Source organism: Rhodococcus sp. C-2 (assembly GCF_027854095.1).
Lineage (GTDB): Bacteria > Actinomycetota > Actinomycetes > Mycobacteriales > Mycobacteriaceae > Rhodococcus_F > Rhodococcus_F qingshengii.
Genome location: NZ_JAQGFI010000003.1, coordinates 374,943 through 389,440 on the forward strand (window position 1 = coordinate 374,943; position 14,498 = coordinate 389,440).

General features: G+C 62.5%; 15 protein-coding genes. 5 read left to right on the forward strand and 10 right to left on the reverse strand.

Annotation, left to right across the window (positions count from 1 at the left end):
• The first annotated feature begins 2 nt into the window (after window positions 1–2).
• Entirely contained in the window at window positions 3–629 is a 627-nt protein-coding gene (locus PCS43_RS08285; RefSeq protein WP_051720833.1) for a TetR/AcrR family transcriptional regulator, read from the forward strand.
• 86 nt (window positions 630–715) lie between these two features.
• Here PCS43_RS08285 and PCS43_RS08290 read toward each other — a convergent pair whose 3' ends face one another.
• Together PCS43_RS08290 and PCS43_RS08295 are read right to left on the reverse strand one after the other, a co-directional pair.
• Complete coding sequence (locus PCS43_RS08290; RefSeq protein ID WP_003943212.1) at window positions 716–2,338, reverse strand: long-chain fatty acid--CoA ligase; 1,623 nt, start codon at window positions 2,336–2,338, stop codon at window positions 716–718.
• Between the two features lie 101 nt (window positions 2,339–2,439).
• Complete coding sequence (locus PCS43_RS08295) at window positions 2,440–4,125, reverse strand: dihydroxyacetone kinase family protein (protein WP_209910279.1); 1,686 nt, start codon at window positions 4,123–4,125, stop codon at window positions 2,440–2,442.
• A 54-nt stretch (window positions 4,126–4,179) separates the two neighbouring features.
• Between PCS43_RS08295 and PCS43_RS08300 the strand changes: the two genes are divergently transcribed.
• Complete coding sequence (locus tag PCS43_RS08300; RefSeq protein WP_047269365.1) at window positions 4,180–5,043, forward strand: patatin-like phospholipase family protein; 864 nt, start codon at window positions 4,180–4,182, stop codon at window positions 5,041–5,043.
• The gene (locus PCS43_RS08305; protein ID WP_058226851.1) at window positions 5,040–5,894 is read left to right on the forward strand and encodes an LLM class flavin-dependent oxidoreductase; all 855 of its coding nucleotides are present in this window, start codon (window positions 5,040–5,042) and stop codon (window positions 5,892–5,894) included. The genes PCS43_RS08300 and PCS43_RS08305 overlap by 4 nt, the downstream gene beginning before the upstream one ends.
• A gap of 1 nt (window position 5,895) precedes the next feature.
• On the opposite strand, the gene PCS43_RS08310 is transcribed toward PCS43_RS08305, so the two are convergent.
• Window positions 5,896–6,906, reverse strand: a complete 1,011-nt coding sequence (locus PCS43_RS08310) for a threonine aldolase family protein (RefSeq protein ID WP_003942934.1) — start codon at window positions 6,904–6,906, stop codon at window positions 5,896–5,898.
• Window positions 6,907–7,241: 335 nt separating this feature from the next.
• Between PCS43_RS08310 and PCS43_RS08315 the strand changes: the two genes are divergently transcribed.
• A complete protein-coding gene (locus PCS43_RS08315) occupies window positions 7,242–7,772 on the forward strand; it encodes an HNH endonuclease (protein WP_141695755.1) in 531 nt (176 codons plus the stop codon).
• Between the two features lie 19 nt (window positions 7,773–7,791).
• A complete protein-coding gene (locus PCS43_RS08320; protein ID WP_003943196.1) occupies window positions 7,792–8,049 on the forward strand; it encodes a WhiB family transcriptional regulator in 258 nt (85 codons plus the stop codon).
• A gap of 4 nt (window positions 8,050–8,053) precedes the next feature.
• On the opposite strand, the gene PCS43_RS08325 is transcribed toward PCS43_RS08320, so the two are convergent.
• The 7 genes from PCS43_RS08325 to PCS43_RS08355 form a co-directional block, all read right to left on the reverse strand.
• Window positions 8,054–9,475: a DUF2252 domain-containing protein gene (locus PCS43_RS08325; RefSeq protein ID WP_030536132.1), complete on the reverse strand. Its 1,422-nt coding sequence runs from the start codon at window positions 9,473–9,475 to the stop codon at window positions 8,054–8,056.
• An 80-nt stretch (window positions 9,476–9,555) separates the two neighbouring features.
• Entirely contained in the window at window positions 9,556–9,879 is a 324-nt protein-coding gene (locus tag PCS43_RS08330; RefSeq protein ID WP_003942947.1) for a DUF6292 family protein, read from the reverse strand.
• A 69-nt stretch (window positions 9,880–9,948) separates the two neighbouring features.
• Window positions 9,949–11,229, reverse strand: coding sequence for an NAD(P)/FAD-dependent oxidoreductase (locus tag PCS43_RS08335; protein ID WP_030536131.1), 1,281 nt, complete (start codon window positions 11,227–11,229; stop codon window positions 9,949–9,951).
• A gap of 45 nt (window positions 11,230–11,274) precedes the next feature.
• Window positions 11,275–11,826 carry an acyl-CoA thioesterase gene (locus PCS43_RS08340; protein WP_042451572.1) on the reverse strand — a complete coding sequence of 184 codons (552 nt, stop codon included), beginning with the start codon at window positions 11,824–11,826 and terminating at the stop codon, window positions 11,275–11,277.
• A 56-nt stretch (window positions 11,827–11,882) separates the two neighbouring features.
• A complete protein-coding gene (locus PCS43_RS08345) occupies window positions 11,883–12,686 on the reverse strand; it encodes a class I SAM-dependent methyltransferase (protein ID WP_058226852.1) in 804 nt (267 codons plus the stop codon).
• Window positions 12,683–13,339: a FadR/GntR family transcriptional regulator gene (locus PCS43_RS08350; RefSeq protein WP_030536128.1), complete on the reverse strand. Its 657-nt coding sequence runs from the start codon at window positions 13,337–13,339 to the stop codon at window positions 12,683–12,685. Before PCS43_RS08350 ends, PCS43_RS08345 begins: the two co-directional genes overlap by 4 nt.
• Before the next feature lie 78 nt (window positions 13,340–13,417).
• Complete coding sequence (locus PCS43_RS08355) at window positions 13,418–14,320, reverse strand: Lrp/AsnC family transcriptional regulator (protein WP_007730473.1); 903 nt, start codon at window positions 14,318–14,320, stop codon at window positions 13,418–13,420.
• Window positions 14,321–14,498 lie beyond the last annotated feature (178 nt).

A 14,498-nucleotide genomic window follows, 5' to 3' on the forward strand; every position in this document is an offset into this window, starting at 1 on the left:
ACATGACTGGCGAGGTGGAGTCGGTGAGCTCGGTGGCAGTGGACTGGAGGTCCTTCCCGCCGCTGGTGATGACCGACATCCTGACGGCTTCGCTCGAGCTGTTCGACGAGAACGGTTACCACGGCACGACGGTGCGCCAGATTGCCAATCGTGTCGGGGTAACCGTTCCCGCGCTCTACTATCACCACGCGAACAAAGAGGCAGTCCTCGTCGCTCTGTTCGAGATCTCGATGAGTGAGCTGAATACCAGAACCGAAGCGGCAGAGGTGGAGGCCGGCGAAAATCCGGTACGACGCTTCGCCTTGGTGGTGGAGGCGATTGTTCTCTATATGACCCACCGGTCGCGGCATGCTGCGTTGGACACCGAGATCCGGCATGTCTCACCGGAAAGTCGAAGTCGGTACGCCGCCAGTCGTAAGCGGCTCGAGTTGCTGATGCGCAGGATCGTCGACGACGGTGTGGCATCGGGAGATTTCGCGGTCACCGATACCGAAGAGACCGTCCGGGCAATACTCGGTATGGCGCAGTCACTGCCGCGTTGGTTCCAGACCGGCGGTCCGATGTCACCGTCGCAATTGGCGGAGAAGTACGTCGACATCGCTTTTCACACGGTCGGCTATCGGCCGTAAAGTGCATCGCTCGTGAACGAAGGTGGGCAACAGGTCGAAAACCTGTTGCCCACCTTCAGTATTCATACTTCGGCATTCACTCGGTGTCAGAGTCGCGTAACTTCGAGTCCGCCCTCGTGGTAGTCGGCGCGAAGGCGTTTCTTGTCGAACTTGCCGACGCTCGTCTTCGGGACTTCCTGGACCACGGCCCAGTTCTCGGGCAGCTGCCACTTGGCAACCTTGTCCGAAAGGTACTGTTGCAGTTCGGACATGGTGGTTTCGGAACCAGCGCGAAGAACAACCGCAACCAACGGGCGCTCGTCCCACTTCTCGTCCGGCACGCCGATGACGGCAGCTTCGGTGACGTCAGGGTGACCCATGACGGCGTTCTCGAGGTCGACCGAGGAGATCCATTCGCCGCCGGACTTGATGATGTCCTTGGAGCGGTCGGACAGGCTCAGGAAGCCGTCGGCCGTGATGGATCCGACGTCACCGGTCTTGAGCCAGCCGTCGTTGAACTTGTCTTCCGCATCGACGCCGTAGTACGACCCGGTGATCCAGGGGCCGCGCACTTCGAGCTCGCCGACGGAAACGCCGTCGTGTGCAACAACTTTGCCGTCGTCGTCGATGAGACGTGCCTCGACGGATGCCGGGAAGCGGCCCTGAGAGTAGCGGTACTTCCACATCGCGTCGCCGGTGACACCGGCCGGCGGGCGGGCGACGGATCCGAGTGGGGAGGTTTCGGTCATGCCCCAGGCGTGCAGGACGGAGACGTTGTGGTCGGCTTCGAATGCGTGCATGAGGGCCGGCGGTACCGCGGACCCACCGATCAGAACCTCGCGCATCGAGGAGATGTCCTGCGGGTTCTGCTCGAGGTAGAGGTGCAGGCCCTGCCAGATGGTGGGGACGGCTGCGGCGAACGTCGGCTTCTCGCTGGCGATGATCGCAGCCAACGGGGCAGGCTGGAGGAAGCGGTCGGGCATGATCAGCGAAGCACCGATCATGAATGCGGCGTAGGGAAGTCCCCACGACATGGCGTGGAACTGAGGCACCACGGCGAGTGCACGATCGCCCTGCGCGAGGTTGGGGCCGTCGCTCATGCAGACCTGCATGGAGTGCAGGTAGATCGAACGGTGGGAGTAGACGACGCCCTTGGGGTCACCCGTGGTGCCGGACGTGTAACACATTGCGGCAGCGCTCAGTTCGTCGACCTCGGGCCAGTCGAACTCGGTGGGCTGATCGGCGATCAAGCCCTCGTAGGTGTGAACCTGCACTCCCTCGGGAGCTTCGAGTCCTGCAGTGGAGGAGCCGGTGACGACGATGTGTTTGACGGTGGTCAGCGACGGAAGCTGCGGAGAGAGAAGCGGAATCAGGGACGGGTCGACGATGATCACGCGGTCCTCGGCGTGATTGGCGACATGGATCAACTGCTCGGGGAACAGACGAATGTTCAGGGTGTGGAGCACAGCGCCCATCGAGGGGATCGCCAGGTACGCCTCGAGGTGCTCGGAGTTGTTCCACATGAACGTGGCGACTCGCTCGTCGCCCTCGACGCCGAGCCCGCGCAGGGCGTGCGCGAGCTGAGCACAGCGCTTGCCGACGTCAGCGTAGGACACACGGCGCGGGCCGGACTCGGTCCACGTGACAACCTCGGAGGCGCCGTGAACGGAGGCACCGTGGCGGAGAAGTTGAGCAATGGAGAGGGGGGCGTCTTGCATGGTGCTCAGCATGGGCTGCTCCTGTGTGGTGTGTGAGACCGGTGCTTTTGCCCACGGGTCGTCACAAACGATGTGCTGTGGCTGCCAGATTAGTCACAGCCCCGAAGTGCTCGCTAGTGACCCACTGCACTGGCGAAGAACCACGCTATGAGTAGCGCTCCCGGATCGACTACTCCGCGAGCGGCTTCGCCCACATAACTTGCACGTCCGCGGTTCGCGAGCATGGTTTCGGTCGACTCCGCCCCGGCCGCTGCGGCTTCCGCTGCGCTCGCCAGCGCAGCATCTCGATCGGCTTCCGAGCTCACGGATTGCTCCAACGACTCGACCGCCGGAACTATCGCGTCGACCATCGTCTTGTCGCCGACGCGTGCGCCGCCGAGCGAGGTGATGTTGTCGAGTCCCGCTCGCGCTGCAGCCGCGATCGCGCCGAGGTCGAGTTCGGAGTCCGCCGAGTCTGCGGCAACGCGGAAGAAATGCCGGAACCAGATGCCGAACAATGCGCCGGAGGTGCCACCGGCGTGGCCGAGGTACGCCTGTGAGACTGCATCGAATATCGTTGCGGTGGAGTACGTGTCACGGATCGCCGAGATGTCGAGTTGATCCAGTGCGGCCACCATGTTGGTCCCGAAATCGCCGTCGCCCGCTCGTCGGTCGAGATCGGTCAGTGCCGGTTCCTGATCCAGTACCTTCTCGGCCCAGTCCGCAATCCAGCTTCCGACGAAGCTGCTTTCGGCGGTGCGTGAGGTGTCGGGTGTGAATGTGGGACCGAAAGATTCGCGCGTGCCCATGCCGGTGTACTCACGCGCTATAGCATTCGGCCAGGCGGGCGCTTTTGTTGGTGCGTCCCATAATTCGAGGATTTCTTTGTCTGTGCGAACAAGGGTGATGGACGCGCCTGCCATGTTCAATGCAGTGACGAAGGTTCCGATCAGTGTCCGCTCGATGTGAATTCCCTGTTCGTCCAGATAATCTCCGAGTTCGGCGAACAGAAGTTGCAACTCCAGCGGGTGGGTGGCGCCGAGACCGTTGACGACGGCGATGACGCGGTCGCCTTCGGCGAGACTCAGGGACTTGATGATCGGGCCCGTCAGCCGCCGCACCAATTCCGGTGCGGGCAGGGCGTCCACGCGTTCTGTGCCGCGTTCGCCGTGGATGCCGATACCGAGTTCCATCTGACCCGCCGGCAAGTCGAACGACGGCTCGTCAGCCCCCGGCAAAGTGCATGGGCGAAGGGCGACGGCCATGCTCCGAGCGGAGTGCGCGACGTGTTGTCCGATCCGGGTCACCTCGGCCAGGTCGTCGCCGCGGGCGGCGGATGCGCCGCAGACCTTCTCCACCACGATGGTTGCCGCAGTACCGCGTCGTCCCGGACCGCTGCCGTCTGCGCGTTCGGTCGCGACGTCGTCGTCGACCAGGACGACGTCCGTATCGATCTTGTCCTCGCGTAGCAACTCTCGGGCGATACCGAAGTTCATCACATCGCCGGTGTAGTTCTTCACGATGTGAAGGACGCCGCCGCCGGCGTCGGCAGCCTTGGATCCCTCGTGGATCTGAAGTGCATTGGGTGAGCTGAAGACCAATCCGGGGCAGACGGCTGTGAGCATTCCTTCGCCGATGAATCCGGCGTGCATGGGTTCGTGGCCTGAACCGCCGCCGGAGACGAGCGCGACCCGTCCGCGGGGAAGTGGCCTTGCGCGTGTGAGGTACCCAGGGTCGGGATTCCACGCGATGTCGTCGGTGGATGCGATCAACCCACGGAGTGCGTCGGGAACAAATGTCTTTGCGCTGCGCATGAACATCACTTCAGAGTAGGTCTAACGTCGACTTCGGGCACGGATCACGATCGACGAGAGGTGGACGGCGTGAAATTGGGGTTGGTACTTGCCGGTGGCGGCGTTGCGGGAATCGCCTGGGAAACAGGTTTTCTGTTGGGCCTTCAGGACAAATCACCGGACACTGCCGCTGCGCTGCTGACGGCGGACGTGTTGATCGGCACTTCCGCAGGTTCCACGGTGAGCGCTCAGATAGCGAGCGGCGTGACACTGCAAGAGCTTTTCGACGCACAAACAGCGGAGGCGACCGGCGAAATCGACCCGAAGGTCGATGTCGAGGTACTCGGTCAGATGTTCGTCGACGCGATCGCAGGATCGCAGGACCGGGCCGAGCAGCTCCGTTTGCTCGGCGAAGCAGCGATGAGAGCCGATACCGTCGAACCTGCCGTGCGTCGCGCGGTCATCGAGGCGAGGCTGCCCAATCGGTTGTGGCCCGACCGGGAGTTGCGCATCCCGGCGATCAACGCACAGACCGGTGAGTTGAGGGTGTTCGGCAACGCTGACGGCGTAGAACTGATCGACGCAGTCGGAGCAAGTTGCGCCGTACCAGGGGTGTGGCCGGTAGTCGTGATCGAGGGCGAGCGGTACATGGACGGCGGAATGGCGAGTGGCTCGAATGTTCATCTGGCTGCCGACTGCGATGTGGTCGTGGTTCTTTCACCCGCAGCCGACCCCGCCCCGAATCTTCTGGGCGGCAGTCTACGAGAGGAAATCGACGTGATGACGCCCTTGCCCGTGCTGCCTGTCTTCGCCGACGACGCCGTCGTCGAAGCGATCGGAACGAACTCGCTTTCACCGACAACCAGGCGCCCCGCAGCCGAACTCGGCCGCGAACAGGGCCGTCGAACCGCCGACGAGATCGCCGCGTTTCTGGTGACGGCATGAGCGCCGCACGGATTGCCGTCGTCGTGCGCCCGGAGCAATCTCCGGAAGATCTGGTTCGACATGCCAGGTATGCCGACGAAGTCGGTATCGACGAGGTCTGGTTGTGGGAAGACTGCTTCTTCGGCGGAGGAATAGCCACTGCTGCAACTGTATTGGCTGAGGCCGATCGCGTGGGTGTGGCGATCGGTGTGCTGCCGACCCCGATGCGCAACACCGCGATCACGGCGATGGAGATTTCAGCGCTGGCCAGAGTTCATCCGGATCGACTACGGGTTGGCTTCGGTCACGGCGTTCAGAGTTGGATGCGGCAGATCGGGGCCAAAGCCGAATCGCCGTTGACCCTCCTGCGGGAGCAGTTCGGAGCGGTGGAGAGGCTACTGCGCGGTGAGTCGGTGACGGTGTCCGGTCGATACGTGAATCTCACGGACGTGACGCTGGCGTGGCCACCGGAGACGGTGCCGCAGTTGCTCGTCGGCGCCACGGGGCCAAAGACTTTGGCACTCAGTGGCGAGTTGGCGCAGGGCACCGTGCTCTCGGGTGGGACGACCCCGGACGGCGTGCGTCGGGCGATCGCTCACATCGGGGCGTCGGATCACGAGGTTGTCGTCTACGTCATCTGTGCTTTCGGTTCCGGCGGTCGTGAGCGCGCCCTTGCCGAGGCCGCAGCGTCCGGTAGCGAGTCGCCGGAGGATGCGATTGCCGTGGGCAACGCGGCCGAAGTCGCGGCAGCAGCACGGCGATGGGTTGCAGCAGGTGCAACCACCGTGGTACTCCAACCGACTGTTGACGAGCCGGATGTCCGCGAGTTCATTCGCTTTGTCGCGCAGGAGGTTCAACCCCTGGTGGCGTAGTTCAGAAGGTTACTCTGGACAGAACCGCGTCGATGTCGGCAGTGCTCACGTCGCGATGTGTCACGAACCGAACCTTCCCGGCAACGGTGACCGCGCCGACGTCGACAGCGGCGAGCTGAGCAACGGTGACCGACGGATCAGCTGTCGCGGCCAGAACGATGTTGGTGGCAGGTTCGTCGACGGCCCAACCGCGTTCACGAAGCCCCGACGCGAGGCGCTGCGCGTTGTCGTGATCGTCGGAGAGGCGAGCTTGTGAGCGCAACGCGACGATGCCGGCTGCGGCCAGCACTCCGCCCTGACGAACGCCGCCGCCGAGCATCTTGCGGATCCTTCGGGCTTCGGTGATCAATTCGGGTGATGCGGCGAGTATCGAGCCGACCGGCGCACCGAGTCCCTTACTCAGGCACACCTGAACGGTATCGGCGCCGGAAGTCAATTCGGTGGGCGAAACATCGAGTGCAGCAGCGGCATTCCAGAGACGGGCGCCGTCGAGGTGAATCTTCAAGCCGCGTGATCGGGCTGCGTCGACCAGCTTCGTCCATTCGGTCGGATTCATGACGGCACCGCCGGCGAAGTTATGAGTGTTCTCGAGACAGAGCAGCGTGGTGTTCAACGCGAAGTACGGGCCGGGGGAGCCCGCCGCCTTCACAACAGTCTCGGGGGTGGGACGTCCGGGTCCGCCGTCGTGCGGCAACGCCATCGGCATTCCCTGGGCGAGCCAGGCAGCGGTGCCCAATTCGGAGCCCAAGACGTGAGAGTGTTCCGGTGCCAGGAACTGATCGCCGCGGTGAAGGTGCAGCATCAGCGCAATCAGGTTGCCCATCGATCCGCTCGGCACCCACAGTGCCGCCGGTAAACCCAGAGTGTGCGCCACCTCTTCCTCGAGCGCCGCCATGGTCGGGTCGTGATCGAGGACGTCGTCACCGACCTCGGCGTCGGCCATCGCCTTCCGCATCTCCGCATCAGGCTTGGTGACGGTGTCCGAGCGTAGGTCGATGTACGACGAAGTCATGGCTCATTCGATCAAGCCGCGTGTTCCGGCGTCAAACCGCGGTATTTCCAGGACGGCTCTTCCGGCCTGATAAATCGATATCGCTGAGGATGCCTTCCGTGTGATGATGAGCGTCGGCAATAGCCGGTGACGAGAACAAGAAGTGGAAGGGGACAGGCATGCGCGACTGGAAGCAAGCGTTGCACCTGCGCGGGCACTCACCCCGCGGTATTTCCCATCCCGCATTCGGGGAACAGAGCGGCGCTGGATATATGCCGTTCCCCATTTCTTGCATTTGCTCCTGACCCGTCTTCGTGTCCAGGAGTTTCACTCCTCTACACGAACTGAGAACTCTCATGCGGAACCCGAACCGCGCACTTGCTCACAGTTGGATGAACCGCCCCGTCCGGGTACTCAACGCCACGTACGAGTACCTCGGTGAAGTGAGCGCCGATCGTGCGGTCGTCCTGATCGCCACCGGCTCCGCGCAGTCCGCCGAAGACGTGATCCCGATATTTCCGGTGCGCTCCAAGCACGTCGAAATCCCACTGCCGAGGACGATCCTGCTCGCCGAGTACGTGTACGTTGCTCACCGGGTGACGGTCACCGATTCCAGTCGGGCCACTTTTGCCGGTGTCTTCGACCGGGACGGTCGTCAATGTGCGTACTGCGCCGCCCGGGCAACGACCATCGACCATGTCCAGCCGCGGAGCCGTAACGGGCCCAACACGTGGGGAAATCTGGTGGCGTGCTGCAGTTCCTGCAATCAGCGCAAAGCGGATCGCACACCGGCCGAGGCCGGTATGCGGCTGCTGTGGGAGCCGAAGGCACCTCGGCGCATCGAGAAAGTGCAGCAGGAGATCTGGCGTCAATTGAGTCGGACGTGACGGTCGGAAGGAGTAAGTGATGTGCGCTGACGAAATCTCGAATCTAGCTGAGCTTCTGCCGATCTCGGACGACCGAACCTGGTGGCAGGCGGAATGTCGAGGAGACCCCGAGCCGGACCGCTGGTTTCCCTTTCCGTCCGAGGGATACGACTACGCGACCGACGTGTGCAACAGGTGCCCGATTGCGGAATCGTGTCGCGAATTCGCCTCTGCCACTGGCCAGACCGGAATCTGGGGAGGAGTGAAGTTCGAGCAGGGCAGGATCGTCGCGGCGTGAGGGATCAGATTCCCGGCTCCGCGGCGATCGTACCGGCCGATACCGCCCGGCACAGAGCGTCGTGGTCACGTTCGGTTTGATCGGCGTAGAGCCGAGCAAACCGGGTGAGGGCGGTGTCGACCGTGTCCGAGGTTCCCAGGTAACCGGAAATCAGTGACGCGCCACTGGTTCGTGCGTGTCCCTTGGCCAGTAGGCGACCGCAGATCGCGACATAGTCGGTCAAGGCTGCTGCATCGATGTTGTTCAGGTCCACAGAACCTTTCATGTTCCGGAACTGACGGACGTAGTACTGGCGGTCGTCCACGGTGCACCACCCGAGCAGTGGATCACTGACCGTCTGGAGAGCTTGCTGGTATTCCGCGACGCGTCGTCCTTGGTGGTCGTGCCAGGCCGAGTCGCCGTGCACGAAGGGCGCAACTACGGATCGGCGAGCCTGTTTGAGCTGCAAGAAGATGACGTCGTCCGGGATGCTCCCTTCGCACAGGGCGACATAGGCGCGCAGAGCGACACTCCCGACTCCGACAACCCGGTGCGCGACGTCGATGACGTTGTATCCCGAGACGACTCGGCGCCAGTGTGGTGCAAGGGTTTCGAGATACTCGTCCAGACCCTCCAGGAGGAAGTCGGTGTCCTGTGGCGTGAGTCGTGTTGTGAGCGGCGGGTTCTCGACCAACTGGCGCCGTCCGTGATCCTCGACGGTGAACCGCGGCACCGCATGGTCACTCGTACGCCGCCGGGCGCGCTCCGCGGCGCGCCTGATCTCGGCCAGCAACCCAGGATCGGTGACGTGGTCGGTGAGTCCGTCGAGATCGACCCGGTCGAAGGAGCGATCGAACAGCGGACGCTCGGACAGCTTCGCCAAGTGGAGGCGATACGCGGACACACACGAGGTTGTTGCTGTTTCGCATTGAGCTTCGGTGAGACCGTTCTGCCGACCGGCCACCCAGATGCTCGCAGCCAGCCTTCGTAGATCCCATTCCCAGGGGCCGGGATGTGCTTCGTCGAAATCGTTGAGGTCTATGACAAGTTCGCGTTCCGGAGATCCGTAGAACCCGAAGTTTCCGACGTGCGCATCTCCACAGATGACGGGAGTGATGCCGGTGGACGGCAGCTGCGCCATGTCCTCTGCCATCAATCCGGCGGTACCGCGCAGGAATCCGTATGGCGAAGCGACCATTCGCCCCACACGGATCGGAACCAACCAGTCGAGTCTTCCCTCGTGTGCCGTGTTGACCTGATCGACCGGGTCACGTCGATCGGATGGGGGCGTCCAGTCGCCGAGCGACGATCGCGCCACTCGCTTGCGCAGGCCTTTCCCGATCTTGCGACGCTCACTGCGGGGCGTCTGACGCGCCCGCAAAGTCGCCCTGCCGTCCGGTTCGTTCTCGAGAGCCAGCTGACCGGCAGGCCTGTTCAGCGGGTCCATGTCGGGCTCTCTTTCGTCGGGCGTGCGAAACTCGCGCTCGATCTTATGCCCGCCGGATTGTGCGCCGCGCGACGAGTTCCTTAACTACCCGCCTGGGCAATCAACTCGACAGCGCGGTCGGCGCACAGTTCAGGATCCGGCATTCTCCCGATACCGAGGCATTCGACAACGGCGAACGACGCATCCGGTGTGGTTTCCACGCCGAGCGCCCACCCGAAGTAGTGATTCCAGGCGAGTACGGCTCGGTGGCCACTGTGCTGCGGAATCTCGCTGCCCAGAACGAGTACTGCGTCGAACGCGGGGCCGTCGCACCAGATGACCGATTCGGCGAAGGTGGAGCTGGCGACGGCGACTACGTACCTGTGACAAGTCGATTCACTCGGAATGGCGATGTGTGCACGCATGGTCGCTCCTCCGGCTCGGTTGCGATCGGAGGGTTCCCCGTTGCCGGCGCCGAAAAAACGCTTGTCAGATTACGTCCCGGCCACAGATCTACGACGCAGACGGTGCCTGAGATGTTTTTGTGCTGCCCGCGCGACCGAGCGAGTCGAGAGATACTGTTCGGCCGGTATCAACCGGGAACCGAACAAGTAGAACCTTCGGGCTTCGTCGTGGTCGTGGGTGGCCGCGGAGATGAGCAGACGTTCGATCGCGGTGAACTTTCGCCCACCGGCGTAACCACTCATGTAGTCGATGTGATTCGTCATACTCGCTCTGGCGCTACGGTATTCGGTCAATGCAGCGTTCACGTTCCGATGTGAGTCGAGTGTGTCTGCCGGCGTCTCCGTCAGCATGTGCGCGGTCGCATCGACCAGCATCTGAGCGGTCTCGAGTGCCCACGAGCATCCGATACCCCACAACGGGTCGTTGGTTGCCGCAGCGTCGCCGATGAGTGCGAACCCGTTACCTACGGGTTCGGTGAGGGTTGTGGAGAAGTGTTTGGTACCAACGATCTTTCCGACGATGTGCTCTCGCCGAACAAGCGGAGCGCCGGGTAATGCGTTGGCGTACTCGAGGAAAGCAGTAGACAGGTCGTCAGCGAACGAGCCGAGCTTGTCGAGGGCAGGGAAGACCACCAGCACGCTGATTCCGCCGTCGTTGGGGAGCAGATAGGCGACGTCGGGATCCATGAACCACGACAATGACGTTTCTCCGCCGGGTCGTTCAAGTCCGGAGAGTTGGGCGAAATAGCTGAAACGCCCGTTGGATGCAGTCACGGAGTCACAACGAGCGGATCGTGCGACGGTCGAATCCTTGCCGTCCGCTCCGACGGTCAATCGTGCTTCGACAGTGAAGACCGAACCCTGTTCGGTGCCGTAGACGCCCGCAGTAGTGCCGTTCTCGGTCAGTAGTCCGGAAACGCGATGCCCGAGAAGAAGGTCGACGTTCGGGTAGTCGTTCGCGAGTTGGCGCAGTAGGGGGTCGAGAGTTTCCCTTCGGACGTTGAACCCAGGTGGCGGTGAGTTCTCTGCGGCATCAGGGGTGATCATTCCCCACGGGGTCCAGAATGTCGGAACGGTTTCCACCATTCCCAGGGCGAGCAGTTTTTCCGTGGCGCCGAGTCGTTGCAAGATCGGGGCACCGCACGGTTGCAGGTGGTGAGTGCACAGGACTTTGTGCGCCCGGATGTCGGAGCGAGCGTCGAGAAGCGCTATCCGCAGACCTTGCTGGGCGTACATGATTGCGGCCGCGCATCCCGCGATGCTCGCGCCGACAATCACAACGTCATACTTTTCCCGTGCCTTCGAAGTCACTCGATCAGCTTAATGCATAAGGTTATAACTTAAATATGACTGGATTCAGTCATCGTGTTCGGGCGTTAAGTCCCGAACTGCGGCCCGGATGGACTGTTCACGAAGCTCGTTCTCTCTGCGCAGTTCACGACGCCGACGCCCGGCCTCGAATCGCTGCCTCGCGATTGTTCCGGTCGGCCGGAGTTGGGGTACCTCAGCCGGTTTCCCGTCGCTTCCCATCGCCACCATCGTGAAATAGCAACTATTGGTGTGTCGAGATTTTCCGAGAAGAATGTCTTCGGTTTCGACTCGAATTCCGATTTCCATCGAGGTGCGCCCGGTGTAATTGACGGAAGCGCTGAACGTGACGAGTTCGCCGACATGCACCGGTTCGCGGAACACCACACGATCCACCGACAGAGTCACGACGTAGGTCTGGGCATATCGACTCGCGCACGCATAGGCAACCTGGTCGAGAAACTTCAGAATCGTTCCGCCGTGCACGTTGCCCGAGAAGTTTGACATGTCCGGCGTCATGAGGACGGACATGGACAAGGTTTGTTTCGATGCTTGCTGCGATGCTTGCTTCAATTCAGGTAGGGAGTTCGATTCAGACATCAAGCGGGCCTCTTCGGTTCGGTGGACGGTGAAGAGACCGTATCCGGCAAAGAGGGTTACCCGCGCGTTCGGAAGAGCGCGGTGTCAGAGTTCGGGACAGTGCCCGTGTGGAGGACGTATTCGCTGGTGGCGACGGGGCCGGCCGCGCTCGACCTGAGATAGGGTGCGAGCGTCGAGCGGAGGTGCGCTGACATCGAAGCCCAATTCCCTGCGCCTCGAACCGCCTCGCGAAAGTTCTTCAACGCCGGCGCCTGGTCGCACAGTTCCTCGGCGGGATCCGAACCGGCTGGTAGTTGCCACTCGAGCAGGTGCGAGGCCGAGCTCACCGACTCCAATCCAGCTGCTGCCTTCTCGAATTCGCTCGGGCTCGACCATGTCGTCGGTAGTGGTGTGATGCCATTCCACGCAGAGGCGGCCTCCCTTCGGAGTGCTGCTGCCCACCCGTTCTCCGACCATGTTGCGACACAAATGCTTCCACCCGGGCGGGTCACCCGCATCATCTCTGCGAGGGCGATCGCAGGGTTGGGACAGAAGATGATCCCGAAGATGCTGACACAGGCGTCGGCGCTCGAATCCGACCACGGCAGAGACTGTGCATCGCCGATCGTGAAAGTGGGTTCGGTAGTTCCGGGGCGAGGAATCCAGCGTTCGCGCGCGACCACCAGCTGGCTGGCGGAGAGGTCGAGTGCGTGGACCGCGATCCCGGACTGGGCCGCCGGGAGCGTAAAGTTCCCCGTTCCGGCGCAGACGTCGTACGCCGTGCTCACGTGCCCGATCGAGCGCAGTGCCTCTGTCGATGCAGGTGAGAGTTGTTCGGCAAGAGGGGAATATGCCGCACCGTTCCAGTTTCCCCGATTCACGACAAGCTCCTTTCGACTGCGTCGATGACCGTATCGAGCGCTGCGCCTGCCGCACGCGCTGCTTCGCCGGGGTTGCGTTCCTCGATGGCAGCGATCAAGGGTCGGTGCTCGTCGACGTGGAAACCTGGACCGACACTGACGGCGGACAGCGAATCCGTCACGGCGGCAAGGACTCCCCGGTAGACGTCGATCAGTGCGGAATTGTGGGACGCCTCGACGATCGAAAGGTGCAAGGCCATGCCGGCTTCGACAGTGAAGCCGCCGACGTGACCGGGGTGGGCATTCCAGGCTGCATGTATCCGCGCGAGATCTTCGGGGGTGTGGCGCTGCGCTGCAAGTCGCGCGGCTTCGACCTCGAGTCCGCGTCGCAGGCTCAGTACGTCGAGAACGTCACCTATGGCGAGCCTGCGCCCGAGTAGTCCTTCGACCGGCGACGCCGCCATGACGTACACGCCGCCACCGTGACGAACGGACAGAACTCCGGCGTGGGCAAGCGCCCGTACCGCTTCGCGCATGGTGTTTCGGGCGACTCCCAATTCTTCGACCAATGCGGTCTCCGGCGGGAGTTTTGATCCGACGGGCCATCGACCGGTCGAGATCGCCTCCTCGATCGCCGCGGCGACGATGTCTACCTTGCGTCCGGAATCGGCCATGTATGTCACCTCGGATAAGTGGGTCAATGACTTGATCGAGGTTAGCGTGCCCGACCAAGTGGGTCAATGACTCGGAAATTACCCGCGTACGTCCAGGCTGCGGGCGTAGTGCTCCTTGAATACCTCGAGATGTGCCCAAGATTCCAAGCCGCTGACACCGTCGATCCCGCGGATTCGTTCGGACAGCGCATGCAGGTCGCTCGAGGAGTTGGCGGCAACCGTCGCGATCACGTCGTATCGTCCGAGGGTCCGGGCGAGGAATTCGATTCCGGGCAGCGACTCGATCTCCGATACCGCGTTGTCGTCCCGTGAGCCCAGATTGACGCCGATGCCCATTGCCAGCGTTCGGCCACCACCTCGCCGCTTGACGACAGCGCCGACGCGCAGTGCCGTGCTCGCGATCAGATGATTGACCCGGTTGCGCACGGCGCTCGGCGACAGTCCGGTGTGTTCGGCCAGCTCGAGAAAGGGCATTCGCCCGTTGCGCTCGAGCAGTTCGATCAACGCGACATCTGTCGAGTCGAGTCGGATATCGGCTTGTAAAGCGGTCTCGGGCATGAAGATTCCCTTGATGACGTCGACGTAGACCAGCGTGCTCACGGATCGAACGCCACGTTGTGAGCGGAGTTCGGCGATGGCACGGTACAGATCGTCGTGACTGGGCACCCGAAGTTCCGCAATCACGTTGTACTGCCCGCTGACTGCCGAGATGTAGACGGCGGCCTCGGATGCGATCAACGCGTCCAGCACCGGGGTCATCGGTCCGGACACTGCGATCGAGACGTGTGCAAGCGCCTTCAGCCCGAGAAGTTCGGGGTGCGCGACGGCCACTACGGACACCGTTCCCGAGTCGAGTAGCGCCTGCACTCTGGTGGACACCGCCGCTCGTGGGGCGTCGACCGCCACGGACAGTTCGCGGTACGTCGCTCGCCCGTTGCGCTGAAGTGCGGCAATGAGCTTGGAATCGAGATCGACCGTCATGGTTGCCCCAACTTTTCCAGAGATTTTTCTGTATGAGCTTCCTATTAGAACAGTCGCATGTGGCCATGGATGATGTGGATAAGTGCAGAAATGCTCGAAAACTCATACAAAAAAGTTGTATACCGCCTGGTCTGAAACTTTGATGCATTGCATAGCTCCAGGTCAGGGCGTAGTTTTC

What these genes read in the sequence shown, in the direction of transcription:
- PCS43_RS08325 (WP_030536132.1), bottom strand. Translation starts at nt 9,475, where the DNA reads ATGGACCCGCTGAACAGGCCTGCCGGTCAGCTGGCTCTCGAGAACGAA.
- PCS43_RS08340 (WP_042451572.1), bottom strand. Translation starts at nt 11,826, where the DNA reads ATGTCTGAATCGAACTCCCTACCTGAATTGAAGCAAGCATCGCAGCAA.
- PCS43_RS08350 (WP_030536128.1), bottom strand. Translation starts at nt 13,339, where the DNA reads ATGGCCGATTCCGGACGCAAGGTAGACATCGTCGCCGCGGCGATCGAG.
- PCS43_RS08355 (WP_007730473.1), bottom strand. Translation starts at nt 14,320, where the DNA reads ATGACGGTCGATCTCGATTCCAAGCTCATTGCCGCACTTCAGCGCAAC.
- PCS43_RS08330 (WP_003942947.1), bottom strand. Translation starts at nt 9,879, where the DNA reads ATGCGTGCACACATCGCCATTCCGAGTGAATCGACTTGTCACAGGTAC.
- PCS43_RS08295 (WP_209910279.1), bottom strand. Translation starts at nt 4,125, where the DNA reads ATGTTCATGCGCAGCGCAAAGACATTTGTTCCCGACGCACTCCGTGGG.
- PCS43_RS08285 (WP_051720833.1), top strand. Translation starts at nt 3, where the DNA reads ATGACTGGCGAGGTGGAGTCGGTGAGCTCGGTGGCAGTGGACTGGAGG.
- PCS43_RS08315 (WP_141695755.1), top strand. Translation starts at nt 7,242, where the DNA reads ATGCGGAACCCGAACCGCGCACTTGCTCACAGTTGGATGAACCGCCCC.
- PCS43_RS08305 (WP_058226851.1), top strand. Translation starts at nt 5,040, where the DNA reads ATGAGCGCCGCACGGATTGCCGTCGTCGTGCGCCCGGAGCAATCTCCG.
- PCS43_RS08320 (WP_003943196.1), top strand. Translation starts at nt 7,792, where the DNA reads ATGTGCGCTGACGAAATCTCGAATCTAGCTGAGCTTCTGCCGATCTCG.
- PCS43_RS08310 (WP_003942934.1), bottom strand. Translation starts at nt 6,906, where the DNA reads ATGACTTCGTCGTACATCGACCTACGCTCGGACACCGTCACCAAGCCT.
- PCS43_RS08290 (WP_003943212.1), bottom strand. Translation starts at nt 2,338, where the DNA reads ATGCTGAGCACCATGCAAGACGCCCCCCTCTCCATTGCTCAACTTCTC.